The sequence below is a fragment of the Arthrobacter zhaoxinii genome (assembly GCF_024385505.1).
GTDB classification, from domain to species: domain Bacteria; phylum Actinomycetota; class Actinomycetes; order Actinomycetales; family Micrococcaceae; genus Arthrobacter_B; species Arthrobacter_B zhaoxinii.
On sequence record NZ_JANFLT010000002.1, the window covers coordinates 59871 to 83920 of the forward strand.

Annotated in this window: 18 protein-coding genes; 9 read left to right on the plus strand and 9 right to left on the minus strand. The window is 67.3% G+C overall.

Annotated features, from left to right (window positions below; all coding sequences use genetic code 11):
• Nucleotides 1-16 precede the first annotated feature (16 nt).
• Complete coding sequence (locus NNX37_RS03835) at nucleotides 17-775, minus strand: SDR family NAD(P)-dependent oxidoreductase (protein ID WP_255790977.1); 759 nt, start codon at nucleotides 773-775, stop codon at nucleotides 17-19.
• 133 nt (nucleotides 776-908) lie between these two features.
• Between NNX37_RS03835 and NNX37_RS03840 the strand changes: the two genes are divergently transcribed.
• Nucleotides 909-2585 carry an AMP-binding protein gene (locus tag NNX37_RS03840; RefSeq protein WP_308206301.1) on the plus strand — a complete coding sequence of 559 codons (1677 nt, stop codon included), beginning with the start codon at nucleotides 909-911 and terminating at the stop codon, nucleotides 2583-2585.
• On the opposite strand, the gene NNX37_RS03845 is transcribed toward NNX37_RS03840, so the two are convergent.
• Nucleotides 2582-6046: a bifunctional proline dehydrogenase/L-glutamate gamma-semialdehyde dehydrogenase gene (locus NNX37_RS03845; protein WP_255790978.1), complete on the minus strand. Its 3465-nt coding sequence runs from the start codon at nucleotides 6044-6046 to the stop codon at nucleotides 2582-2584. The genes NNX37_RS03840 and NNX37_RS03845 overlap by 4 nt on opposite strands.
• Nucleotides 6047-6187: 141 nt before the next feature.
• Here NNX37_RS03845 and NNX37_RS03850 point away from each other — a divergent pair, with 141 nt between their 5' ends.
• Complete coding sequence (locus tag NNX37_RS03850; RefSeq protein WP_255790979.1) at nucleotides 6188-7093, plus strand: LysR substrate-binding domain-containing protein; 906 nt, start codon at nucleotides 6188-6190, stop codon at nucleotides 7091-7093.
• Nucleotides 7094-7954: 861 nt separating this feature from the next.
• Here NNX37_RS03850 and NNX37_RS03855 read toward each other — a convergent pair.
• The 4 genes from NNX37_RS03855 to NNX37_RS03870 all read right to left on the minus strand — a co-directional run bounded on the left by NNX37_RS03855 (nucleotide 7955) and on the right by NNX37_RS03870 (nucleotide 12740).
• On the minus strand, nucleotides 7955-8923 hold the full coding sequence (locus tag NNX37_RS03855; protein WP_255790980.1) for a YsnF/AvaK domain-containing protein: 969 nt from the start codon (nucleotides 8921-8923) through the stop codon (nucleotides 7955-7957).
• A 214-nt stretch (nucleotides 8924-9137) separates the two neighbouring features.
• Nucleotides 9138-10850 carry a long-chain-fatty-acid--CoA ligase gene (locus NNX37_RS03860; protein ID WP_255790981.1) on the minus strand — a complete coding sequence of 571 codons (1713 nt, stop codon included), beginning with the start codon at nucleotides 10848-10850 and terminating at the stop codon, nucleotides 9138-9140.
• Nucleotides 10851-10907: 57 nt separating this feature from the next.
• A complete protein-coding gene (locus NNX37_RS03865) occupies nucleotides 10908-11873 on the minus strand; it encodes an ATP-grasp domain-containing protein (RefSeq protein ID WP_255790982.1) in 966 nt (321 codons plus the stop codon).
• Nucleotides 11874-11987: 114 nt separating this feature from the next.
• Entirely contained in the window at nucleotides 11988-12740 is a 753-nt protein-coding gene (locus tag NNX37_RS03870) for an SDR family NAD(P)-dependent oxidoreductase (RefSeq protein WP_255790983.1), read from the minus strand.
• Nucleotides 12741-12824: 84 nt separating this feature from the next.
• Here NNX37_RS03870 and NNX37_RS03875 point away from each other — a divergent pair, with 84 nt between their 5' ends.
• The 3 genes from NNX37_RS03875 (at nucleotide 12825) to NNX37_RS03885 (ending at nucleotide 15927) form a co-directional block, all read left to right on the plus strand.
• Nucleotides 12825-13559 carry a phosphoribosyltransferase gene (locus NNX37_RS03875; protein WP_255790984.1) on the plus strand — a complete coding sequence of 245 codons (735 nt, stop codon included), beginning with the start codon at nucleotides 12825-12827 and terminating at the stop codon, nucleotides 13557-13559.
• A 150-nt stretch (nucleotides 13560-13709) separates the two neighbouring features.
• A complete protein-coding gene (locus tag NNX37_RS03880) occupies nucleotides 13710-14306 on the plus strand; it encodes an HdeD family acid-resistance protein (protein WP_255790985.1) in 597 nt (198 codons plus the stop codon).
• Nucleotides 14307-14640: 334 nt separating this feature from the next.
• Entirely contained in the window at nucleotides 14641-15927 is a 1287-nt protein-coding gene (locus NNX37_RS03885) for an ammonium transporter (protein WP_255790986.1), read from the plus strand.
• An 88-nt stretch (nucleotides 15928-16015) separates the two neighbouring features.
• Here NNX37_RS03885 and NNX37_RS03890 read toward each other — a convergent pair whose 3' ends face one another.
• Nucleotides 16016-17809, minus strand: a complete 1794-nt coding sequence (locus NNX37_RS03890) for a thiamine pyrophosphate-requiring protein (RefSeq protein WP_255790987.1) — start codon at nucleotides 17807-17809, stop codon at nucleotides 16016-16018.
• Between the two features lie 142 nt (nucleotides 17810-17951).
• Here NNX37_RS03890 and NNX37_RS03895 point away from each other — a divergent pair, with 142 nt between their 5' ends.
• The 4 genes from NNX37_RS03895 (at nucleotide 17952) to NNX37_RS03910 (ending at nucleotide 21749) form a co-directional block, all read left to right on the plus strand.
• Complete coding sequence (locus tag NNX37_RS03895) at nucleotides 17952-18494, plus strand: dihydrofolate reductase family protein (protein ID WP_255790988.1); 543 nt, start codon at nucleotides 17952-17954, stop codon at nucleotides 18492-18494.
• 249 nt (nucleotides 18495-18743) lie between these two features.
• Nucleotides 18744-19559 (plus strand): alpha/beta fold hydrolase, encoded by an 816-nt coding sequence (locus NNX37_RS03900; RefSeq protein ID WP_255790989.1) that lies wholly within the window; start codon nucleotides 18744-18746, stop codon nucleotides 19557-19559.
• A 7-nt stretch (nucleotides 19560-19566) separates the two neighbouring features.
• Entirely contained in the window at nucleotides 19567-21129 is a 1563-nt protein-coding gene (locus NNX37_RS03905) for an ATP-binding protein (RefSeq protein ID WP_255790990.1), read from the plus strand.
• A 143-nt stretch (nucleotides 21130-21272) separates the two neighbouring features.
• A complete protein-coding gene (locus tag NNX37_RS03910) occupies nucleotides 21273-21749 on the plus strand; it encodes a GtrA family protein (RefSeq protein ID WP_255790991.1) in 477 nt (158 codons plus the stop codon).
• Nucleotides 21750-21764: 15 nt separating this feature from the next.
• Here the strand turns inward: NNX37_RS03910 and NNX37_RS03915 are convergent, their stop codons facing one another.
• Both NNX37_RS03915 and NNX37_RS03920 read right to left on the minus strand, forming a co-directional pair.
• Nucleotides 21765-23144, minus strand: coding sequence for an NAD-dependent succinate-semialdehyde dehydrogenase (locus NNX37_RS03915; protein WP_255790992.1), 1380 nt, complete (start codon nucleotides 23142-23144; stop codon nucleotides 21765-21767).
• Between the two features lie 144 nt (nucleotides 23145-23288).
• Nucleotides 23289-24011: a trimeric intracellular cation channel family protein gene (locus tag NNX37_RS03920; RefSeq protein WP_255790993.1), complete on the minus strand. Its 723-nt coding sequence runs from the start codon at nucleotides 24009-24011 to the stop codon at nucleotides 23289-23291.
• Nucleotides 24012-24050 lie beyond the last annotated feature (39 nt).

A 24050-nucleotide genomic window follows, 5' to 3' on the forward strand; every position in this document is an offset into this window, starting at 1 on the left:
CCCCTCCCGGGCGGAATCAGCGGTCAATCAGGGCACCGGCGCTGATGTTCAGCGTCGCCGCTGTCATGCTGGCGGCACGGTCCGAGGCGGCGAAGGCCGCCACGTTGCCGACGTCGTCCAGGGTGGCCGCGCGGCCCAGCATCGTGGAGCGGACCATGGCGTCGGCAATCTCGCCGGCGCCTTCCATGTTTTCCGGCAGTGTTTCCGGAACCCCGCCGCTGCGCAGGGTCAGCACCCGGATCCCGTAGGACCCCAGCTCGCTGGAGAGCTGGCGGCGCATGGACTCCATCGCCTCAAAAGCTGTCTGCAGCCCGCCCAGGAACAGGCCGGGCACCGGATCCCCCGAGCCGCCGAACACCAGAATCACCCCTGACCGCTGGCGCATCATATGCCGTGCTGCGGCCTGCGAGGTTAGGAAAAAGGTCTCGACGGCGGTGGCGACCGGCCGGAGATAATCAGCCACGGACATTTCGGCCATGGGCGTCCCCTGCACATCCCCGTGCTGGATCACGTTCATGGAGATGTCCAGGCTGCCGGCTGCCGCCACCACGTCGTCGGCATGCTCGTTAACCGCCCGCTCGTTCGTGGCATCCAGCAGGGCCGTGTCCGCCGTTCCCCCGGCCTGCCGGATCCGATCCGCCACCGCTTCGAGCGGTCCGGGCGTGCGGCCGGCGAGGAACACCCGCGCCCCCTCCCGTGCGAAGGCCTGCGCCACGGCTGAGCCAATGCCGCCGCCCCCGCCGTAAATCACCGCATTCTTTCCACTGAGGTCCATGGTCCCGCCTCCCGGTTGCCCTGCCTGCCCTGCCGGCCCCGCCTCGCTCCGGCTCGGCCCGCATACGGTCCCCATCATGGGCCGCTGCCCGGCGAGGACACAATGTCCCCGGCTAAGCCGGCGTCGGCCTAGCATGGAGACTACGGCCGCGGGAGTGATCCACGGCACACTTGATGGAACGGAGCCGCACAACATGTTCAACGCCCTCACTGTCCAGGAACCGGTGGCGCCCGCCGCACTGCTGTGCGACCGGCATCCCGCCGACTCGGTGGCCTTTACCGTCATTGAGCAGGACCTCTCGGCCACGGACCTGACCTACGGGGAACTACGGGAAAGCTCGGAGCGGGCAGCAGCTGCGCTTGCCCGGCTGGGGGTACGCCGCGGGGACCGGGTGGCAACGCTGATGGGCAAGAGCGGCGACCTGGTGACAGTGCTGCTGGGCCTGTGGCGGCTGGGGGCGGTCCATGTGCCGCTGTTCACCGCGTTTGCCACGCCTGCCGTTTCCGTCCGGCTGGCCGCCAGCGGAGCCCGGGTGGTGGTCGCCGACGCAAACCAGCTGGACAAGGTTTCACCGCTGGTTTCCGACCTTGGACTCACGGTCCTGGCCGCCGGGACCGCCGGGGATGCAGCCGCCGGGGTTCAAGACTGGCTTCAGCTGCTGTCCGCCGAGCAGCCCGGAATGCCCCCGGCAGTCCTGGACCCGGAGGACCTGCTGGTGGAAATCTTCACGTCGGGCACCACCGGGGCGCCCAAGGGAGTTCCCGTGCCGGTGTCAGCGCTCGAAGCGTTTTCCGCGTACTTCTCCTACGGATTGGATGTGCGGGAGGAGGACGTGTTCTGGAACGCTGCAGATCCGGGCTGGGCCTACGGCCTGTACTACGGGATCCTGGCGCCGCTGGCTGCGGGCCGCCGGAACCTGCTGCTGCGCGGCAGTTTCAGCGCGAAGCTGTGCTGGCAGGTCCTGGAGCGGTTCGGCGTCACGAACTTCGCCGCGGCGCCCACCATTTTCCGTTCGCTGCGGGCCGAGGCGCCCGACGGCGTCGGCCCCCTGGTGCTGCAGCGCGCCTCCAGTGCGGGCGAACCCCTGGACGCGGAAACCATCAGCTGGGCCACCCGCTGCCTGGGCACTCCCGTCCGGGACCACTACGGGCAGACGGAAATGGGGATGTGCATTGTGAACGGCTGGGAGGAATCGGTGTCCCGCGAGATCCGCCCCGGCTCGATGGGCCACGCCCTGCCCGGCTACCGCACCGAAGTGCTGTCGCTGGAAGAAGACTCTCCGGCCGCGCCGGGCGAGAAGGGACGGGTGGCCGTTGACGTTCCGGCCAGCCCGTTGATGTGGTTCCGCGGCTACACGGACAATCCGCAGAAGACCGCCGAACGCTACAGCAGCGACGGCCGCTGGTACTACACCGGAGACACCGGGTCACGCGACGCCGAAGGCTACACCTACTTCTCCGCCCGGGATGACGATGTGATCATCATGGCCGGTTACCGGATCGGCCCGTTCGAGGTCGAATCCGTCCTGGCCACGCATCCGGAGGTGGCGGAGAGCGCCGTGATCGGCGTGCCGGACGAGCTGCGCGGGGAACGGCTCGAAGCGTACGTGGTGCTCCGCTCCGGCTCCGGCTCCCCCGAGCTGGCGGCGGAACTGCAGCAGCTGGTCAAGACGCAGTATGCCGCCCATGCATATCCGCGGGCGGTGCACTTTGTGGAGGAGCTGCCAAAAACGCCGAGCGGAAAGCTGCAGCGTTTCCTGCTGCGTGCTTCCCGCCCGGCGTCGGAGTCCGAGCCTCCGGTGAACGCCTAGATCAGCGCGTCCGAGAGGAAGTTCGGCGTTCCGAAGCGGTGCGCGGTGATGCTGACGGCCTGCTCGTGCAGGAACGGCAGCAGCTCCAGGCGGCCGGATTCGGTGACGGGCTGGGCGTAGACCGCGATGTCCGGGGTGCCGCCGGTGGCTTCGGCCAGCGCCGGGGCGGAGCCGCCGATGAGCCGGACCCGACCGGAGGTCAGCGAGGCAGCCGAAGCCAGCCAGGCGGCGTCGTCCTGAATCTTGAACTCAAGTCCGAGTTCGGTCAGGACGGCCCGCACTCCGGCGGGGAGGTCGACGGCGGCGGACACGGACACGTTCGATCCTGCGGTCAGCGCTGCGGCCAGGACCCGGACGAGCCGGGCTGCGGGCTGACCTTCGGCGAGGCGCACGGTGACCGGAACGGGAACGTACCGGAACACGTTGCGCTCGGCGGACAGGGCGGACACGTCCTTCGCGGTGCCGAATTCACTGTTCCAGGCACGCGCGTCGCTGTTCGCAGCGCGGCGGAGGAAGGCGGCGTCGTCGGCAGTGAAGACCGAGCCGGCCGATTCTGCGGCGGCGACCAGGCGTGCTGCCGGCGCTGCTGCGGGCAGTTCAACGGCTGCTTCGGAGCTGCCGTTTACGGCTTCCCAGTTGCCCAGGCCGATCAGGTAGTTCGGACCGCCGGCCTTGGTGCCCGCACCCACGGCGGACTTCTTCCAGCCGCCGAACGGCTGGCGGCGGACGATGGCGCCGGTGATGCCGCGGTTCACGTACAGGTTGCCCGCCTGGATGCGGTTCAGCCAGACGTCCATTTCCGCGGGCTCAAGGGAGTGCAGGCCCGCGGTGAGGCCGTAGTCGATGTCATTGGCCATGTCGATGGCCTCTTCGAGGGTAGCGGCGGTCATAACGCCCAGGATCGGGCCAAAGTACTCGGTGAGGTGGTACTCCGAGCCGCGGCGGACACCGGTGCGGATGCCCGGGCTCCACAGCCGGCCGCTCTCATCGAGCTGTTCCGGCTGCAGCAGCCAGGTTTCGCCCTCGCCCAGTTCGGTAAGGCCCCGAAGGAGCTTGCCGGCGGCGGGCTCGATGACCGGGCCCATCTGCGTGGTGGGGTCTTCGGGGTAGCCGACCTTCAGTGACTGGACGGCGTCCACGAGCTGGTTCCGGAAGCGCTGGGACCGAGCCACGGAACCGACCAGGATCACCAGCGACGCGGCGGAGCACTTCTGCCCGGCGTGCCCGAAGGCGGACGCGGCGACGTCGCGGGCGGCGAGGTCGAAGTCCGCACTCGGGGTGACGATCACGGTGTTCTTGCCCGAGGTTTCGGCCAGGAGCGGCAGATCGGGGCGGAAGGAGCGGAACAGTTCGGCGGTCTCGTAGCCGCCGGTCAGGATCACGCGGTCCACGGCCGGGTGGGAGATCAGCTGGCGGCCGAGTTCCTTTTCACCCAGCTGGACGAGCTGCAGGACGTCGCGCGGAACACCGGCTTCCCAGAGGGCTTCCACCATGACCGCACCGCTGCGGGCGGACTGGCGGGCGGGTTTGATGACGACGGCGGACCCGGCGGCCAGCGCCGCAAGGGTCGAGCCGGCCGGGATGGCCACCGGGAAGTTCCACGGCGGGGTGACCACGGTCAGGCGGGCCGGAACGAAGCGGGCGCCCTCCACGTTGTCGAGTTCGCGGGCGAGCTCGGCGTAGTAATGCGCGAAGTCGATGGCTTCGGAGACCTCGGGGTCCGACTGGTCCAGGGTCTTGCCGGTTTCGGCTGCCATAACCTCCATCAGATCGGCACGGCGTGCCTCGAGGACTTCGCCCGCGCGGTGCAGGACCTCGGCGCGTTCGGCACCGCTGAGGGCACCCCAGGCCTTGCTCTTGGTGACGGCGGTGTTGATGACGGCGTCGAGCTCTTCCTCGTTTTGAACAGCTGCCGCTGCGACGGCGGCCTTGCCCAGTTCGGATCCGGGGACACGGGCGAGGATGCCCCGGCCCCAGGCCTGGTTGGCGGGCAGCGACGGGTCGCTGTCCGGGGTGTTGTCGAAGCTGTCCGTGGCCGCGGCCACGGCGGGGAGGCTCCGGTCCTGCACGCGGTGCGGGGCGGGAACGGCGGTGTCCAGGTTCTCCAGCGAGGCCACGAAGCGCAGCTTCTCGCGTTCGAACAATGCCTCGTTGTCGGCCAGCTCAAACACGGCAGACATGAAGTTCTCCGAGCTGGCGCCTTCCTCCAGCCGGCGGATCAGGTAGGCAATGGCGACGTCGAATTCCGCCGGGTGCACCACCGGGGTGTAGAGCAGCAGGCTGCCGACGTCGCGGCGCACCACCTCGGCCTGGCCCGCGGCCATGCCCAGCAGCATTTCGAATTCGATGCCGTCCCGCACGCCGCGTTCCCCGGCCAGCAGCCAGGCGAACGCGACGTCGAACAGGTTGTGTCCGGCAACGCCGATCCGCACGTTCTTGATGCGGTCCGGATGCAGGGCGTAGTTGATGACGCGCTTGTAGTTGGTGTCGCTGTCCGCCTTGGTGTGCCAGGTGGCCAGCGGCCAGCCGTGCAGGGAGGCTTCGACCTGTTCCATGGGCAGGTTGGCGCCCTTGACCACGCGGACCTTGATGGCGGCACCGCCGTCGGCGCGGCGGGCGGCGGCGAATTCCTGCAGGCGCACCATGGCCGAGAGGGCGTCCGGGAGGTAGGCCTGGAGCACGATGCCGGCTTCGAGGTCTTTGAACTCGGGCTGCGAGAGGATTCCGGTGAAGACCGCCATGGTCATCTCCAGGTCCTTGTACTCCTCCATGTCCAGGTTGATGAACTTCTTCACCGGGGACTGCGCGGCGCGGAGGAAGAGCGGGGTGAGGGAGTCGATGACGTGCTGCACGGCCTCGTTGAACGCCCACGGGGAGTGCGGGGCCACGGTGGAGGAGACCTTGATGGAGACGTAGTCGACGTCGTCGCGGGCCAGGAGGGCGTGGGTGCCTTCCAGGCGGCGGGCTGCCTCGTGCTGGCCGAGGACGGCCTCGCCGAGGAGGTTCATGTTCAGCCGGGTGTTGTCCTTGCGGATGCCCGCGATGGCCTTGCCGAGCTTGGCGTCGGTGGCGTCAACGATCAGGTGGCCGACCATTTCGCGCAGCACCTTGCGGGCGGCGGGGATGACCACCTGCGGCACAACCGGTCCGAGGATGCCGCCGGCGCGCACGGCCGCACGCATGTACCAGGGCAGGAATCCGGGTACACGGGGGGCCAGAGCGGCGAGGTTGCGGGCGGCGACGCGGATATCTTCGGGGCGCACAACGCCGTCGACGAAGCCCACGGTGAAGCCCAGACCGTCCGGGTCCTTGAGGACCCCGGCCAGCTGGGCGGCGGACGCGTCCACGGGCACGGCAGCTGCCTCGGTCAGCCAGCGGCGGACAAGGGCGACGGACTGCTCTGCCAGCTCGGCGCTGGGGGCGGCGTCGGCGGTGGCGCGGTCCTCATAGGTGTCGGTCATGACTTGGTGCTCTTTTCATCTAACAGGCGGTTATCCCCCCGGGGGTACTGGTCCAGTATCCGCTTGTAGTTCAATTAGATAAAGCGATCTTTTCCAACCAATACAGGTTGGCTCTCCTTATCAATTCGAAGGACGTCCCGCGTGCTTGATATCCGCCGCCTGCGGCTGCTGCATGAACTGAAAGTCCGGGGCACGCTGGCGTCCGTTGCCACGGCCTTGAACTTCAGCCCGTCCTCGGTGTCGCAGCAGCTGGCCCTGCTGGAAAAGGAGGTGGGGGTGCCGCTGCTGCGCAAGACCGGGCGGCGGGTCACGCTCACTCCGCAGGCCGAGATCCTGGTGGAGCACGCGGCCGGCATCCTGGATGCCATGGAGCGGGCCGAAGCGGGTCTGGCTGAGTCCCTGATCACCGTGACGGGAACGGTCCGGCTGGCTGTCTTCCAATCCGCGGCTCTGGCCCTGATGCCGGATGCCCTGACCATCCTTGGCCGGGATTATCCGGAGGTGCGAATCGAAATGACCCAGCGCGAACCGGAAACCGCCCTCTATGAAACCTGGGCCCGGGATTTCGACCTGGTGATTGCCGAACAGTACCCCGGGCACGCGGCACCCAGGCATCCCGGGCTGGACCGGGTGCAGCTCACCACGGACGCTATCAATCTGGCGGTGCCTGCCGGGGAGTTGGAGGGCGGTGAGGTCCGGTCCATCGCAGACACCGCGTCCCGTGCCTGGGTGATGGAACCCCGCGGGGCTGCCTCGCGGCACTGGGCTGAGCAGGCGTGCCGGCAGGCGGGGTTCGAGCCGGATGTCCGGTATGAAACGGCGGACCTGCAGGCGCAGATCCGGCTGATCGAGTCCGGCAACGCCGTCGGCCTCATGCCGGAACTGGTGTGGACCGGACGCACTCCGACGGTCCGGCTGCTGGATCTGCCGGGGCGGCCGCGGCGGACCATCTTCACCTCGGTCCGGGAGGCAGGAAGCCAGCGTCCGGCCATCCTCGCGTGCCGGGAGGTCCTGGAGCGGACGGCCCGGCTGGTGTCCTCCGTGTAGGTGGGGCCCCGTGCGCGCTGGGACCGACTCCCAGCACAGCGTCCCACCGGGTGGTGCTCCTGGTGCTGTTGGGACCTCAGTAGAAACCACCAGCCCCAAACCGTGGGACCCCGTGCGCGCCGGGGACCGACTCCCAGCACAGCGTCCCACCGTGGGACTCCGTGCACCCTGGGGTCTCCCCGACAGTACAGCGTCCCACCGGGTGGTGCTCCTGGTGCTGTTGGGACCTCAGCAGATACCACCAACCCCAAACCGTGGGACCCCGTGCGCGCAGACGACATTTAGTGTGCAGTAGATGCAGTCCGGCACCTCAACAGGCAGCATCTACTGCACTATGAACCCGCAGCTCGGCTCCGCGTCGGCTGGTTCACAGCTGAGGTCCTCTGCGGTTCCGCCAGGCAGCTTCAGCTGTACACAAGCGGCACCGGACATCCCGCTCGGTGGTGCTGCTATGGCAGAAGCAGTCCCACCAATAACATCAGCACCACTTGCTGGGATTCCGAGCCGGCTATACGCGCGATTCACGGTGCGGGACTGATCTACTGAGCAGATAATGCGCTTATGGCCACCGGACAACCCCGTTATGTGCTCAGCAGATCCCGGACCCCCGGGAAGAGCCCGTTATCTGCTCAGTAGATTCGAGGCCCCGGGGAATAACCCCGTTATCTGCTCAGCAGAACCCGGACCGCCGCGAATAACCCCGTTATCTGCTCAGCAGAACCCGTTGACCCCCGAATAACCCCAGCCCCCAAGCCAGCACAGCGGCCGCGCCCCACGGGCCTGCACCCCCCACCCCGCACAGCACAACGGCGGACCCCGGAAGCCCGGGACCCGCCGTCGTGCGCGTTGGAGAGTTGGAACCTAGCGGCTGCCGCCGGACCCGGACCCGGACCCGGAGGACCCGGACGAACCTGACCCGGAACCGGACCCGCCGGACTTCTTCCCGCGGCCGGAGGAGCTGTCGTTCACGTCCGTGTCGATCTGCTCCTTGCGGACCTCCTCGGAGACGCTCTCGGTGCCGGTGACCGTCTCGGTATCCAGGCGGACACGCTCCACCGGCTCGGTGTGCTTGGACACCACTGCTTCTTCGGCGTGGAGGGTCACTTCGTGCTCGTCTTCGCTGAGTTCGGCGCCGGAGAGGGCATCACCCGCATTGGCGTCCGTAATGGGCTCACGCTCGATCCGCACTTCCTCGTGGCTGACCGGCACCTGCTTGGTGACGGTCTCCGTCACGATGTACTTGCGCAGCCGCGCCTTGCCCACTGCCCGGCTCTCGGTGCCGACGTTGAGCCGTTCCTCCGAACGGGTCATGGCGTCGTCTCCGCTGGATCCCGAGCCCGAACCCGAACCCGAGCCCGAGCCCGACCCGGAGGACGAGGAAAGGCTGGACGTGCCCGAACTGGTGGACGTGCCGGCGGTCCGTGAATCCGAAACGGTACCGCTGCCCATGCTGCTGTCCCGCGTCTCAGTGATGGTGTCGGTTTCCGAGACGGACTCGGAGGATCCGTCGTCGTAACTGAAGCCGTAGTAGCGGTAGAGGGTGACTTCCTCGTCGGGGCTGATCGAACCGTCGCTTTCAATGTGCGGCGCGTTCTTAACCTCCTCCTTGGAGTAAGGCACCAGGACGTCGGCGCCCTCAACGGTTGCCTCGCTGAGGGGAATGAACGTTTCCGAGGTGCCGAAGAGGCCGGTGTTCACGGTGACCCATGCCGGTTCGTCGGTCTGGTCGTCCAGGTAGAAGGTACCTACGGCGCCGATCCGGTCACCGTTTGGACCCACCACATTGCCCGAACTACTCATGAGTCCTTCGACCTGCTGATTCGTGATCATCTTGTTCTCCTCGCGACAGCGAATCCGCCGAGTCGGTTGACCGACGGCAATTCACCACCGGCCTGAGCGGAGACAGCAGGGCGATCGGTAATCCGCCTGCGGCCCCGGGCCGGCTGGTTGACTGGTGAGGAACCTGGCACACATACCAAGCCCACTTACAATTCCAACCGCTGGCCCTTCAGGCCGTCAATAGGTACTTATAGAGAGGGAAGAACTACGCGTCCTGCAGCAGCTTGTCCCGCACCTGGCGGCGCAGCACCTTGCCCAGCATGGACTTGGGCAGTTCTTCAATGGCCACGATCCGGCGCGGCACCTTGTACGGGGTGAGCCGTTCGCGGCAGTAGGCGCGCAGCGCGGCCTCGTCGAGTTCGGCACCCTCCTGCAGGACGACGGCGGCCACCACCTGCTCGCCGCCGTCGGCCCGGGGCAGACCCACCACGGCGGCATCGAGGATGTACTGCTGCGTGCGCAGCACGTCCTCCACCTCCGACGGCGAGACGTTGAACCCGCCGGTAATGATCAGTTCCTTGCGGCGGTCCACCACCTTGACGAAGCCGTCCTCATCCACGGTGACAATGTCCCCGGTGCGCAGCCAGCCGCCGTCGAGCAGTATCTCGGCGGTTCCCTCGGGATTGTTCCAGTACCCGGCAAAGACCTGCGGTCCGCGGACCAGCAGCTCGCCGGGGGCACCGCGTTCAACGTCGTTCTCCGGGTGTTCCGGGTCCACCACGCGCATGTCGGTGCTCGGGAAGGGAACACCGATGGTGCCGTTGCGGCGCGATTCGGCGAACGGGTTGCCCAGGGCCACCGGGGAGGATTCGGTGAGGCCGTACCCTTCAACCAGCAGCCCGCCGGAGACCTCTTCCCAGAGCTTCACCGTGGCGGCGGGGAGGGTCATGGCTCCGGAGATGGCGTAGCGGATGGTGGACAGGTCCACGCCGCGCTTCTTGGACTCGTTGGCGGTCTTTTCGTAGATCGGCGGAACGGCGCAGAAGACGGTGGGCTTGGATTTCTTGGCTGCGGCCAGCACCAGGTCCACGTCGAACTTGGGGAACAACACCAGCCGCGATCCGGTCAGGACCGAGAAGGTTAGGTACAGGGTCAGGCCGAAGGCGTGGAACATCGGCAGGACGCCGTAAATGACTTCCTTGCCCTCCTGCGCGCCGTGCATCCAGGCCTTGCCCTGCAGGGCGTTGGACCGCAGGTTGTAATGCGTCAGCATCACGCCCTTGGGCAGCCCGGTGGTGCCGGAGGTGTACTGCAGCGCCGCCAGGTCGGTGACCTCCGGGCGCGGGTACTCCGCTGCCAGCGGTGCGTTGTCCAGCAGCTCTTCCCAGGACATGGTGTTTTCGGTCTTGGCCGTCAGGCCCGCCCGGGTGCGCCGCAGGGACGGAACGGGCAGCGCCAGCGCCATCCGCTTGACGCGGGGCATTGCCTTGGTGATGTTCACGGCCACGATGGTTTCCACGGCCACGTCGCCGGGGAAGTCCTGGACCTTCTCCACCGCCTTGTCCCAGACGATGGCCACCTTCGCCCCGTGGTTCTCGAACTGGTGGCGCAGCTCGCGCTCCGTGTACAGCGGGTTGTGGCCGACGACGACGGCGCCCAGCCGGAGCACGGCATAGAACGCGATGAGGTACTGGGGGCAGTTGGGCAGGATGACGGCGACCCGGTGTCCCTTGCGCACGCCCAGCTTCCGGAGACCTTCAGCGGCCCGGCGAATCCGGTCGCCCAGGTCCCGATACGTGGTTTCCGCGCCGAAGAATTCCAGGGCCACCTTGCTGCCGAACCGCTCCACGGCGTCTTCCATCATGGCTGTCAGGGACTCCGTGGGCAGCTCAATCTGCGCGGGAACGCCGGGCTGATAGTTCTTGACCCAATGCGGTTCCGGGGCAGCAGACATGGAGGACTCCTTCTGGTCGGACAATACTTCGACTATATCGAGGCACTAGCCCTGTGGATAAAAAAGTTGTGCCGCGCCACGCTATCCGACGGCGGGGTCCAGGGACGCCAGATACCGGGCCAGGGCACGGGGCGCGGACCGCGGTGCCACCGCTTCGACGGCGGCGTTGTAGTTCGTGTTGGTGTTCACGTCATAGGTGAGCAGCCGGCCGTCCGCGGCCTCGATGAACTCAATGCCGCAGACCTCCAGCCGGTTGCGCCGGGCGAATTCCAGGTACTTGCCGATCACGGGATGGTCGAAATCCTCGCGCAGGCTGAACAGCTGGGTGTCCGCGTCCGGGGCAATGGTGGCGCCGGGCGGCATGATCGGCTTGCCGGTGGACGGGTCGATGGCGCAGGCATCGGCGGGGCAGAGCTGGAATCCGCCGCGGGCCGTGTCTGCCTTGATGGCGTACAGGAATTCCCCGCCCACAATCTCCGCCCGGGTGATGAAGGGCTCGGCGGCAACGATGTACTCCTGGATCAGGGTGATGCCGTCCGCCGGCTCCTCGAACTCCTCCGACGCGACGTAGTCCGCCAGTTCGCCGTGGGATTCGAACTTCCGGACCCCGAGTCCCTTGCCGCCCTGGTTGTGCTTGGTGATGAACGGCGCCTCGAATTCCTTCGCTGCGGCCAGGATCTGGTGCCGTCCGACGGCGGCGACGGTGCGCGGAGTGTCGATGCCCGCGGCGCGCAGCGCGGTCAGCTGGTCCACCTTGCTCATTTCCAGTTCCAGGACGCGGCGGCCGTTGACCGTCCGGCGGCCGTGCGCTTCAAGCCAGGACAGCACCGCCCGGGCGTAGTCCTTGGACAGCCCGTGGTCCCTGGTGTGCGAGGAGGCGCTGATCCGGGACCAGAAGATCCCCTCCGGCGGCACGGAGTCCAGGTCCAGGACGCCGTCGGTGAGCAGCCATTCCTCCACGTGCACGCCTTCGGCTTCGAAGGCGCGGGCAAACGGCGGGAACCACTCGGGGTTCTCATGCAGGGCATAGACCGTGGGGGTGCTCATGGGACTCGCTTTCGCCGGTTCGTCGTCGGCCGGGAGGGCCGGCGGTGCAGGGCAACCCTAGGCCCGACGGCGGGGCGATGCCAGCTTCCGTGACGCCCGACGTCGGCCGCTCCCCTACCGCCCCCTGCCTGCCAGCTTGGCCACGAGAGCCTGCGGCGCCCGGTTGCCGACAGTGGCCAGCACCCGGTACCGCTTGGACGGAATGGAGATGCCCTTGCCCGCGAAGGCATCCGCGAGGGCTTCACGCACCACGCGGTCCGCATTGAGCCACATCCATTTGGGGTAGATGGTCTTGTCCATTTCCATCCGCGCGTGGAAATCCGTGTGGACAAAGCCCGGGCAGACGGCGGTCACGGTAATGCCCCGGTCCCGGTAATAGAGGTTGGCCCAGCGGCTGAAGTTGATCACCCAGGCCTTCGCGGCGCTGTAGGTTCCCCGCGGGATGAATCCGGCCACCGAGGCCACATTGACGATCCGGCCGCCGCCGCGGGAGGACATGGCATTCAGCGCGGCGTGGCTCAGCTGCAGCGGCGCGCCCACCAGCACATTCAAGTGGTCCACTTCGTCCTGCAGTTCGTTGCGGGCAAAATCGTTCTTCAGCCCGTAGCCGGCGTTGTTGACCAGCAGTCCGACGTCGGGTTTCCGCACGCGGTCCGCGACGGCGGCCACCCCTTCCGGGGTAGCGAGGTCCGCCGCAATCCACTCGGTCTTCACCGAGTAGTCCCGTGCCAGTTCCTCCGCGGTGGATTCCAGGCGCCCGGTGTTCCGCCCGGTGAGCACCAGGTTGTACCCGCGCTCCGCGAGCTGGCGGGCGAACTCCGCGCCGATCCCGGATGTGGCTCCTGTGATAACTGCTGTCTGCGTCATACCGCCACCTTTCTATGCCGCGGCGGGTTTGGCAACGCGGCCGGTTGTCCACACCCCTTGCCGGTGCCGGCGGCGGTCCCTAGCTTGGGAGGAGCACCTGGCCCGTTTCCCCTCACCGATCCGTCCCTTCCCATGTTCTTCTCCGCTTCTGCTTCCTCCGCCCGCTGGGAGGACCGTGCCGACGCCGGCCGGGACCTCGCCGTCGGGCTGGCCGCCTTTACAGGTGCACCCGGACTGCTGGTCCTGGGCCTCCCCCGCGGCGGAGTCCCCGTGGCAGCCGAAGCGGCGCGGGCATTGTCCGCCCCGCTGGACGTGGTGGTGGTGCGCAAGATCGGCTTTCCCGAGCAGCCGGAGCTGGCCGCCGGCGCGGTGGCGGGCATCGCGGGAACGGTCTGCACGGTCCGCAACGAGGACGTACTCCGCTACTGGCGCAGCCGCGATCCCGGCGCGGAGGACCTGTTTGCAGCCGCGGCCGAGGAACAGCTCGCCGAGGTCCGGCGCCGGGAGGAGCTGTTCCGGCCGGGAGCGCCGGCGCGGAATATCACCGGCGCGACGGTCATTGCAGTGGATGACGGGGTGGCCACCGGAGCGACCATGCGCGCTGCCCTGGGAGCGGTCCGAAAGCTGGGGCCGGGGAGGCTGGTCGCTGCGGCCCCGGTGGCCTGCGGCAGTACGGCGGGACTCCTCGTCCCGCCGGCCGACGACGTCGTGGTGCCCTGGCCGGACAGCGGACTGGACGCGGTGGGGCTGGCCTACCGCCGGTTCGGCCAGACCACGGACGCCGAGGTCCGTGCACTGCTGGGCGTCGAAGGGGATTGACCGCCGCCGGTGGAAGGCACCCCGCCAATCCCGTGCCGGGCCGGCCGGTTCCGGGACAGTTCCCTAGAGAAGCAGGCCCGCCGCGGCGGATACTAGGGGGTGACCGGCGTCCGCCGGACCGGGGGGAGAATCTCTCTGGAGGTCTTGAGAATGTCCGCATCAGGCAGCTCTTTCCATCAAGAGGGCGGGTTCGCGTTGGACGCCTTGAACCTCGCCAAGTCCGCCGTGCGGGGCATCCGCCTCGGACTGGGCATTACCGGGCTGGTTTCGGTGGTCCTGGGGCTGCTGGTCCTGTTCTGGCCCGGGGCGACGCTCGAGGTTCTCGCGGCCCTCTTCGGCCTGTATTTCGTAGTCGCCGGCGCCGTCCGCATCCTGCTCGGCATCTTCACCGGGCTGGGCGCAGGATTGAAAATCCTCAACATTCTGGTGGGCCTGGCCCTGCTGGTGGTGGGGGTTATTGCCGTCCGCAATCCCATGGAAACCCTGACGGCGCTGGGGCTGGTCATCGGGATCGCCTGGATAGTGGAGGGCGTTATGGCCCTGGCCGAGTCAGACCGCGGCGGGTCCCGCTGGTTCGCCATTGTCCTGGGCGTCCTCAGCATTCTCGCCGGAATAGTGGTGCTCTTCCTCCCCCTGGAAACCCTCGCGGTTCTGGTGATTTACGGCGGGATCTTCCTTGTGGTCCTGGGAGCCATCCAGATTGTCCGGGCCTTTGCCTTCGGCCGCGGCATGCCCCGGAACGCCTAGCTTCCCTGCTTCATGGCAGCTAGGCCGCCGGCCGCGCCCGAGCCGGGCGGCGCGCCGGCGGCATGCGCCAAGCCGGCCGGGCGTGCGCTGCGGGCGTGCGCACCGGAACCGGGCACATCCGCACCCAGCAAGCTCCCAGCAGACCTCCAGCCCGCGTTAACGCACCGCTAACCTCAAGGCGCTCCCGGCCGTAACATCCCGGCCCCACCCTTAAAGCAGCGCCGCTAATACCGGGGTGCCCGGCCGGCCGCGGGGGGCCGGCCCGTCCATATTCTCCGCCCGGCTGCGTCGGCAGAAGCAGAAACGGGCGCACAACCCGAACGGGAGTACCTCCATGGACTCTGGAAACACGGCCTGGCTGCTGGCCAGTTCCGCTTTGGTCTGCCTGATGATCCCCGGGATCGCCTTCTTCTACGGCGGCATGGTGGGCTCACGGCGGATCCTGAACATGATGATGATGTGCTTCGGCGGGGCCAGCCTCGTCGCCGTCCTATGGGTGCTTTACGGCTATTCCGCAGCATTCGGCGATTCGCTGGGCGGCGTGGGCCTGCTGGGCGACCCGCTGGAATACCTCGGCCTCTCCGCGCTCCTCGCTGAAGATCCCGCCGCGTCCATCCCGGTAGCGCTGTTCGCAGCCTTCCAGCTGATGTTCGCCTGCGTGACCACTGCGCTGGTGGCCGGTTCCGCGGCCGGGCGGATGAAGTTCGGGGCCTGGATGGTCTTCGCCGGTCTTTGGGCCACGCTGGTCTATTTCCCGGTGGCGCACTGGGTCTTCGCTTTCGACAACGCGGAAGGCACCGTCGTCGGCGGCTGGATCGCCAACCGGCTGGGCGCCATCGACTTTGCCGGCGGCACCGCGGTGCACCTGAACGCCGGTGTTGCTGCCCTAGCCCTGGCGCTGGTCCTGGGCCGCAGCAAGGGCTGGCCGAACTCGCACGGCCAGCCGCACAGCCGGCCGCTGATCCTGCTGGGTGCAAGCCTGCTGTGGATCGGCTGGTACGGCTTCAACGCGGGCTCAGCCCTCAGCGCGGGCCATTCCGCCGCCGTCGTCTTCCTGAATACCGCTGTCGCGGCCGCCGCCGGCCTGCTGGGCTGGATGCTGATGGAACGGCTGCGGCTGGGCCGCTCCTCGAGCCTGGGTGCGGCGTCGGGCCTGATTGCCGCGCTGGTGGCCATCACCCCGGCGTGTGGCGCGGTGAGCCCGCTGGGCGCCGTCGCCATCGGTGCGATCGCCGGGCTGGTCTGCTCGCTGGCCATCGAACTGAAGTTCCGCCTCGGGTTCGATGATTCGCTGGACGTGGTGGCCGTGCACGCGGTCGGCGGTCTGCTGGGCACCCTCCTGATTGGCCTGTTCGCCACGGAGGCAGCACCCAACGGGGTGAGCGGCCTCTTCTACGGCGGCGGCTTCTCCCTGCTCGGCAGCCAGGCCGTCGCCTGCGGTGCCGTTCTGGTCTACTCCTTCGTAGTGACCTGGGTGATTGCCAAGGTGCTGCAGCTGACCATCGGCCTGCGCATCCCGGAGGAGAGCGAGCTTCGGGGCATCGATCTCATGGCCCACTCCGAATCCGCCTACCTGAATGATGAAGAACCCGTGGAGCTCGGCGCACCCACCCGCACCTAGGTCCGGGGTACCGAAAGGAGGAACGGGCGCACCCGCTGCGGGTGCGCCCGTTCCCGTGTTCCAGGAGCTGCTCCGGCCCCCGGCAGGCTCAGAGATCCCGGTAGAGTCCCTCTTCCTGCTCCAGGTAGATATCCAGCAGCCGGCGGGCATGCTCACCCGCGGCGCCCTCCTGCGCCAGTCCGTCCTTCATGGTCTCGGCCTGGGCGGCACCGCTGGGGAACGGCGGCAGCAGCGGCACCGCGGGATCGGTGACCACTTCGATCAGGAACGGCCGCGTGGCGGCGAGCGCCACATCCCAGGCCTCGCCCAGCAGTTCCGGATCCTCCACCCGGATGCTTTCCAGCCCCAGCAGCTTGGCGTACTCGGCGTACGGAAAGTCCGGCAGCGACTGGCTGGCCTCGAACCGCGGATCGCCCTCCATCTCGCGCTGTTCCCAGGTGACCTCGGCCAGCTCACGGTTGTTGAGCACGCAGAGAACGAAGCGGGGGTCCTCCCACTTCTGCCAGAGCCGGCTCAGGGTGATCAGTTCGGTCACCCCGGCCATCTGCATGGCGCCGTCGCCGGAGAGCGCCACCACCGGACGGTCCGGGTACGCCAGCTTCGCGGCCAAACCGTACGGCACGGCGCAGCCCATGCTGGCCAGCGTGCTGGACAGGTGCGCGGGCACGCCCTCCGGAAGGTGCAGGTGCCGCGCGTACCAGTACACGGAACTGCCGACGTCGACCGCCACCTGCGCGTTGTCCGGCAGGCGCCGGTTCAGCTCGTACACCACCCGTTCCGGGTTCACCGGATCGGCGGGCGTCATGGCCCGCTTCCGGGCCAGCTCGTGCCAGCGGCGGACGCTTTCCTGCACCTGCCGCCGCCAGGGCGCGTCCGGCCGGGCTTCCAGCAGCGGAATCAAGGCGTCCAGGGTGGCGACGGCGTCTCCGGTGATGCCGACCTCCACCGGGTAGCGGTTGCCGACCGCGGACGCGTCCCGGTCGATCTGCACTCCCCGCGCGGTCCCGGGCCTGGGATAGAACTCCGTCCACGGATCGCTGGATCCGATGATCAGCAGGGTGTCGCAGTTATCCATCACGTAGCCGGCGGAACTGGTGCCCAGATGGCCCATGGTTCCGGCGGAAAGCGGCAGCGTTTCATCCACGTACGGTTTGCCGAGCAGGCTGGTGGTGATGCCGGCACCGATCTTGTCGGCCAAAGCGTAAACCTGGGCGCGGGCATCGCGGGCACCCTGCCCCACCAGCAGGGCCACCCGCTCGCCGGAGTTGATCACTTCCGCGGCGGCACGGATATCCGCTTCAGCCGGTGAGGTCCGCGCGGGGCTGAACACCGGGACGGTGTTGAGGATGCCGTGCTCCTGTTCCAGCTCCGGCGCCGGTGCCTGCTGCACGTCATGCGGAATGATGACGACGGCGGGTGTTCCGGTGGCCAGCGCCTTCTTGAATGCGCGGTCCAGCACCAACGGGACCTGTTCAGGGGAGTTGATCTGCTGGCGGAACGCCGAGGCCACGTCCCTGGTCAGGTTCATCAGGTCCACTTCCTGCATGTAGGAGGACCCCAGCACGCTGCGGGACTGCTGGCCGACAATGGCCACCACCGGCGCCCCGTCCAGCCGCGCGTCGTACAGGCCGTTGAGCAGGTGGATCGCGCCGGGCCCCTGAGTGGACATCACCACGCCCACTCCGCCCGTGTATTTGGCATGTCCCACGGCCATGAAGGCGGCGTTTTCCTCGTGCCGGACCTGGATGAACTCGGGGTCGCCGCTGCGGCGCATGGCACCCAGGACGGTATTGATGCCGTCTCCGCTGTAGCCGAACACCCGGTCCACGTTCCAGGCCTGCAGGCGTTCGACAATCAGATCCGCTACGAGCCGCTCACTCATGGTTTTCCCTTCCGCGCTTCCGCCCGACCCGTTGCTGCCCCCCCCCGCCGAGACAACAAATGATCAGGCTGCTTATGGTCAATGCCTATCAACCTATCCCAGAAGGCTTCGCTGGGTACCGGTGCACCGTTATCCTCGTCCCATGCAAAAGGTCATCTATTACGTTGCCGCCTCCCTGGACGGTTTTATCGCTACGGAGGACAACCGCCTGGACTGGCTGCTCCAGTTCGGTTTCGAGGCCTTCCAGGACCATTACAACCGGTTCATGGCCGACGTCGGCGCCGTGGTGATGGGCGCGGAAACCTACCGCTGGCTTCGGGCGGAGGAGCCGGAGAGCTGGGAGTATTCGCAGCCGTGCTGGGTGCTCAGCCACCGGGAGGAACCGGCTCCGCCGGAGGGCGACATCCGGTTTGCCTCGGGGCACGTCCGGGAGATCCTGCGGGAAGTCCGTGACGCGGCGGGAGAGCGCAACATCTGGGTTGTGGGCGGCGGCAACGTGGCGGCCCAGTTCGCCGAGGCCGGCCTGCTGGATGAATTGTGGGTGACCTACATGCCGGTGGCGCTGGGCAGTGGCCGGCGGCTGCTGCCGGTGTCCGGGCCCACCGCGCCCATGCGCCTGCTTGCCGCCACCTCGTTCGACGGCGGCGCCACCGAACTCCGATACGGCGTATCGAAAGCGCAATAGCCCGGCGTTTAGGGCACCGGCAATGCGGCACTTACCGTTTTCGCGGACAATGACAGACATTCTGCACTCGCACGGCGTAAATGGTGGCTGATTTGTTGCCACGATGCTTGTTTACATTCCAGCCTGTCCGCCACGGCATTCCACCCGCGTCCCGGCTGGCCGCTTATACCCAAGTGGACCTGTAATGTTTGCTGTGACTCCGCTCATGGTATTGCGGGCACGGCATAAGAAAAGCAGGCGTACAGGTAAATGAAGACTGATATCCGCACCCGGAACAACGTTCAAGTGCTGGGACGAGCGGACGGACCCGTGCTGCTTTTCGCCCATGGATTCGGTTGCGACCAGGGAATGTGGTCGCGGGTACTGCCCCGCTTCACCGATGACTACAAAGTGGTCCTCTTCGACCATGTAGGGGCAGGCGGTTCCAACCTGGATGCGTATACCCCGGCTAAGTACTCCACCCTGGACGGCTACGTGGCCGACGTCCTGGAACTGTGCGAGGACCTGGACCTGCAGGACGTCACCTTCATTGGTCACAGCGTCAGCGCCATGATGGCCATCGCGGCCGGTGCCACCGCGGCCGAGCGTCTTGCCCGGATCATCCTGGTTGCCCCTTCGCCCAGCTACATGGACTATCCCGAGGACGGCTACGTGGGCGGCTTCAGCAGGGCCGATCTGGATGAACTCCTCGAATCCCTGGACACCAATTACCTGGTCTGGGCCGCCACCATGGCCCCGGTAATCATGGGCAACCCCGCCGCACCGGCCCTGGGCACCGAACTCGAAGGCAGCTTCTGTCGGGTCAACCCTGGCATTGCCCGGCAGTTCGCCCGCGTGGCGTTCCTGACCGACGTGCGGAGCCTCCTGCCCAAGGTGGCCGTGCCCTCACTCATCATGCAGGCTTCAGCGGACCTTCTGGCCCCGGACCATGTGGGCCGCTACCTGCAGGAGCACCTCCCGCAGAGCACCCTGGTGCAGATGAAGGCCACCGGGCATCTCCCCCACGTCAGTGCACCGGAGGAGACCGCGGACATCATCCTCGGTTACCTGCAGCAATCCAAGTAGGCCGACCGTGGACCTGGATTTCCAGCTCGACTACCGCGCCCTGTCCCAGTCCGCTCCGTCGGGGTATTTCGTCACCCTGGCGGACGGTACGGTGGTGGACGCCAACGGCACGGCACTAAGGTGGATCGGCAAGAGCCTGGAAGAGGTCCGAGGCACCAGCCTGTTGAAGCTTCTGCCCGTGGGCGACCGGATTGTGTACACCACCCATGCAATGCCTCAGTTACAGCTGAACTCGGCGTTCGCCGAACTCGCTGTCGACCTCCTGGGGCCGGACGGCCAGCGCATCCCGGTCCTGCTTTCCGCGACCCGTTCCCCCGCCGCAGACGGGCGGCCGGTCCTCGACCAGGTGGTTGCGTTCTACGCCCACGAGCGCCGGCTGTATGAGCGGGACCTGATTTCCGCTCTGCGCACCGCCGAGGACGCCGAGGCCGCCCGTGCCGAGGCGGAAGCCAGCCTCACCGCGCAGGCAGTGGTGCTGCAGGAAAAGGACGTGGTGCTACAGGCCTCGCTGCTCGAGAGCCTCCGGAAGGAGTCGATGCTCGAGACCATCCTGAATACGGTTCGGGTAGGCGTGGTGGTTATTGGCGAGGACGGCCGGCGCATCCTGACCAATTCCCACCAGATCCTCCACGAACGCCTGGCCCGGCCTACCTACACCATCAATCCAACCGAAGCCGAGATGCTGATCTTCGGTCCGGACCGAACCACCCCGGTCCCCAGGGACCAGCGCCCGGTGTACCGCGCAGCCCAGGGCCACTCCTTCTCGGACCAGCTGGTCTGGTACGGGAACGGCGAGGAACAAAAGGCACTGAGTGTTTCGGCCCGGTCCGTCAAGGGCGACGACGACGCCTTCCGCGGCTCCGTGATCGCCTACAGCGACGTCACCGGTCTGGTAAACGCCGTGGCGGCGAAGGACGACTTCGTGGCCAATGTGTCCCACGAGCTGCGCACGCCGCTGACTTCGATCATGGGCTATCTGGAACTGGCTCTGGATGAAGAAGACGCCATCCCGGCCTACGTTGCGTCCTCGCTGAAGGTGGCACAGCGGAATTCCGAGAAGCTCCTGCACCTGGTCTCGGACCTGCTGAGCGCCGCGGCCGGATCCGCCAATGTCCAGCAGGAACGCACCGATCTCAGCGAACTGGTCCGCGCCGGCATCACCTCCGCCGCCCCCCGCGCCGAAATCAACGCGGTGACCATTGTCGCCGAGGTCCCCGAAACCCTGCCGGCCATGGTGGATCCCAAGCGCATCTCCCAGGTACTGGACAACCTGCTTTCCAACGCGGTGAAGTACTCGCCCGACGGCGGCCGGGTCACGGTCAGCGCGTGGCGCAGCGAGGACGGGGCGACCGTTCTTCAAGTGGCGGACTCCGGGATCGGCATGACCGCGGCCGAACAGTCCGAGGTCTTCACCAAGTTCTTCCGCTCGGGTACCGCGCGCCGGGCCCAGATCCCCGGCGTCGGGCTGGGCCTGGTCATCACCAAACGCATTGTGGAGGAACACGGCGGCACCATCACCATGCAGAGCAAGGCCGGCAAGGGCACTGTCTTTACGGTCACACTGCCCTGATTCGGCTTGCATTTGCGCGGATTTTGAGGCCAAATACGCTTTGTGCCATTATCCGAAAGGTAAAAGTCCTTCCCCGCGTGCCCGCACCCGGTGAGGGCAGGAAGCTGCGTCCCGCAGCAATGCGTTGAATGGATTTTTCGGTAATGGCAGAAACCAGCAAGGTGCGCAGAGTCGTCCGCCGGCTGGGCTCGTTTTCAGCAGTCGGCGCCGTCGCCTTCGTGGTTGACGTAGCCCTGTTCAATATTCTCTCTGCCACGCTGGTGCCCGATCATCCGATCGTGGCCAAGACCATTTCCGTGCTGGCCGCCACCACTGTTTCGTGGCTGGGCAGCCGGTACCTGACGTTCCGGAAGCTGCGTACCCGGAGCATCCGCAGCGAGACGCTGCTATTCGCCCTGACCAACCTTGTGGGCCTGCTGATCTCCACGGGCTGCCTGTACATTTCCCACTATGTGCTGGATTTCCGCAGCACCTTTGCGGACAACATGTCCGGCAATGTGGTGGGCATCGCCCTGGGCAATATTTTCCGCTACTTCGCGTACCGGTACGTGGTGTTCAACGGGCCGAGCGACCGCGCGGGGCAACCGGAAACAGAACCGGAAAGCACCCGCGCGGCCTAGCCGCTTCCGCGGGGGTTACTTCTTCTGCGGGGTACGGATCAGCTTCTTGTTGACGAACTCGGCCATGCCGAACCGGCCCAGCTCACGGCCGACGCCGGAGCGCTTGACGCCGCCGAAGGGCAGGTCCTCCTGCGTCCCGGAGGTGCCGTTGATCCAGACCATGCCGCTTTCCAGTTGGTCGGCTACGTTCAGGGCGCGGTTTTCGTCCGTGCTGAACACCGCGCCGCCGAGGCCGAACGGGGAATTGTTGGCCAGTTCAATGGCTTCTTCCTCGCTGGAGACCTTGTAGATGACGGCCGCGGGGCCGAACAGCTCTTCGGAGAACGCCCGCATTTCGGGCGTGACATCGGTCAGGACGGTGGGCTGCACATAGGCGCCCGGGCCGTCGATCAGGCTGCCGCCGGTGTGCAGGGTGGCGCCCTTGTCCACGGCGTCGCGGATCTGCTCCACCAGACCGTCGGCTGCCGCCTGCGTGGAGAGCGGGCCGAACCGGGTTTCCGGCTGCAGCGGATCGCCGGGCTCAATGGCGGCCATCCGCGCGGTGAACTTCTCCACGAAATCGTCGTAGAGGTCCTCCATCACAATGAAGCGCTTGGCAGCGTTGCAGGCCTGCCCGCCGTTGCCCATCCGGCCGAGGACAGCGGCCTTGACCGTGGTGTCGAGGTCCTCGGTGTCCAGGACGATGAACGGATCGCTGCCGCCGAGTTCGAGGACGTACTTCTTCAGGTTCCGGCCGGCGACCTCGGCGACGGCGGACCCCGCCCGCTCGGAACCGGTCAGGGAAACGCCCTGGATCCGCGGATCGGCGATGATGTCCGCAGCCTGCTCGTTGGTGGCGAACAGGTTGATGTAGGCACCCTCGGGCACTCCGGCGTCGGCGAAGATCTGTGCCATCGCCAGGGCGGACTGCGGGCAGTTGTTGGCGTGCTTGAGCAGCACCGTGTTGCCCAGCATCAGGTTCGGACCGGCGAAGCGGGCCACCTGGTAGTACGGGTAGTTCCAGGGCATGATGCCCAGCAGGGCGCCCACGGGCTCGGTGCGGACCACGGCGTTGCCGCCGCCCTTGACGTCCAGCTGCTCGTCGGCCATGAAGCCGGGGCCCTGGGTGGCGTAGTACTCGTAGATGTTGGCGGAGAGGGCAACCTCGCTCTTCGCCTCGCGCAGCGGCTTGCCCATTTCCAGGGCAATCAGCTTGGCGAGCTCGTCGGCACGCTCCCGGTACAGTTCCGCAACGCGGGTGATGACCTTGGTGCGGTTTTCCATGGGCTCGTTCCGCCAGCTGGCGAAGGCCTCATGTGCTGCAGTGACGGCCTGGTTGATTTCGGCGTCGGTGGCTTCAGCGAATTCCTGAAGGGTTTCTCCGGTGGCTGGATTTACGCTCTTGTAAGCACTCATATTGGCCACGCTACTCCCGTAAATCGGGTCTGCAAAAGCCTGGAATTACGGGACTAAATCCGCCTCAGCGCTTGTTGTAGGGCAGCCGCGGACAATCGCCGGAAGGCGGCCGGGAAGGGTGCAACCAGGCCGGTTGCCGGTGCGTCAGCGGCGCAGGCGGGCTTTCCAGAACCTCGGGCGCGGCCAGCCCTGGGCCGAGCTGCGGCGGTCCTCCGTCCGGGGGCGCCGGCTGAGCCGGACACTGAATTCCCCCGGTCCGGGCAACCGCCAGCCGCGCCGGCGGGCCACGGTGCACAGCACGGCGCAGGTGCCGATGGCCACACCCATGCCGACGTTCTGCAGACCCAGCTGGTAGAGGATCACCATTTCGACGGCGGCCACCAGCGCGCCCGTGGCGTACAGGGTGTTGCCGCCGAAGATGGCCGGCACCCGGCCCACCACGATGTCGCGGATCATGCCGCCGCCCACCGCTGTGACAACACCGATCAGGATGGCGGGAAGCCATTCGAGCCCCAGTCCCAGCGCCTTGGCCGTGCCGGTGGCGGCCCAGCAGCCCAGCGCGAAGGCGTCGATCACAATAAGGAACCGGTTGGCCCACTTGCCCTTGAGCTCAATGGCATAGGCAATGGCGGCCCCGGCGATGGCCGCAAAGAGATAGGCGGGGTTTGTCAGCGCTACGGGCGTGCCGGCCTGCAGGAGGGTGTCACGCAGCACACCGCCGCCCAGCGCCGAGGTGAGCGCCAGGACCAGGAAGCCCACCGGGTCCATCCGCAGCTGCCGCGCCACGGCGCCACCGAGGACGCCGTTCGCCAGCACACCGGCGAGGTCAACGGCGTCGAACACCGCCCTCGGGTCGAAAAGATCCACGCCGCTCCTGCTGTTTCCGTTGCCCGTTCTGCCGCCGCC

Coding starts and splice junctions, on each gene's coding strand:
- NNX37_RS03835 (WP_255790977.1), bottom strand. CDS start 775: ATGGACCTCAGTGGAAAGAATGCGGTGATTTACGGCGGGGGCGGCGGC.
- NNX37_RS03840 (WP_308206301.1), top strand. CDS start 909: ATGGAGACTACGGCCGCGGGAGTGATCCACGGCACACTTGATGGAACG.
- NNX37_RS03845 (WP_255790978.1), bottom strand. CDS start 6,046: ATGACCGACACCTATGAGGACCGCGCCACCGCCGACGCCGCCCCCAGC.
- NNX37_RS03855 (WP_255790980.1), bottom strand. CDS start 8,923: ATGATCACGAATCAGCAGGTCGAAGGACTCATGAGTAGTTCGGGCAAT.
- NNX37_RS03865 (WP_255790982.1), bottom strand. CDS start 11,873: ATGAGCACCCCCACGGTCTATGCCCTGCATGAGAACCCCGAGTGGTTC.
- NNX37_RS03870 (WP_255790983.1), bottom strand. CDS start 12,740: ATGACGCAGACAGCAGTTATCACAGGAGCCACATCCGGGATCGGCGCG.
- NNX37_RS03880 (WP_255790985.1), top strand. CDS start 13,710: ATGTCCGCATCAGGCAGCTCTTTCCATCAAGAGGGCGGGTTCGCGTTG.
- NNX37_RS03885 (WP_255790986.1), top strand. CDS start 14,641: ATGGACTCTGGAAACACGGCCTGGCTGCTGGCCAGTTCCGCTTTGGTC.
- NNX37_RS03890 (WP_255790987.1), bottom strand. CDS start 17,809: ATGAGTGAGCGGCTCGTAGCGGATCTGATTGTCGAACGCCTGCAGGCC.
- NNX37_RS03895 (WP_255790988.1), top strand. CDS start 17,952: ATGCAAAAGGTCATCTATTACGTTGCCGCCTCCCTGGACGGTTTTATC.
- NNX37_RS03900 (WP_255790989.1), top strand. CDS start 18,744: ATGAAGACTGATATCCGCACCCGGAACAACGTTCAAGTGCTGGGACGA.
- NNX37_RS03910 (WP_255790991.1), top strand. CDS start 21,273: ATGGCAGAAACCAGCAAGGTGCGCAGAGTCGTCCGCCGGCTGGGCTCG.
- NNX37_RS03915 (WP_255790992.1), bottom strand. CDS start 23,144: ATGAGTGCTTACAAGAGCGTAAATCCAGCCACCGGAGAAACCCTTCAG.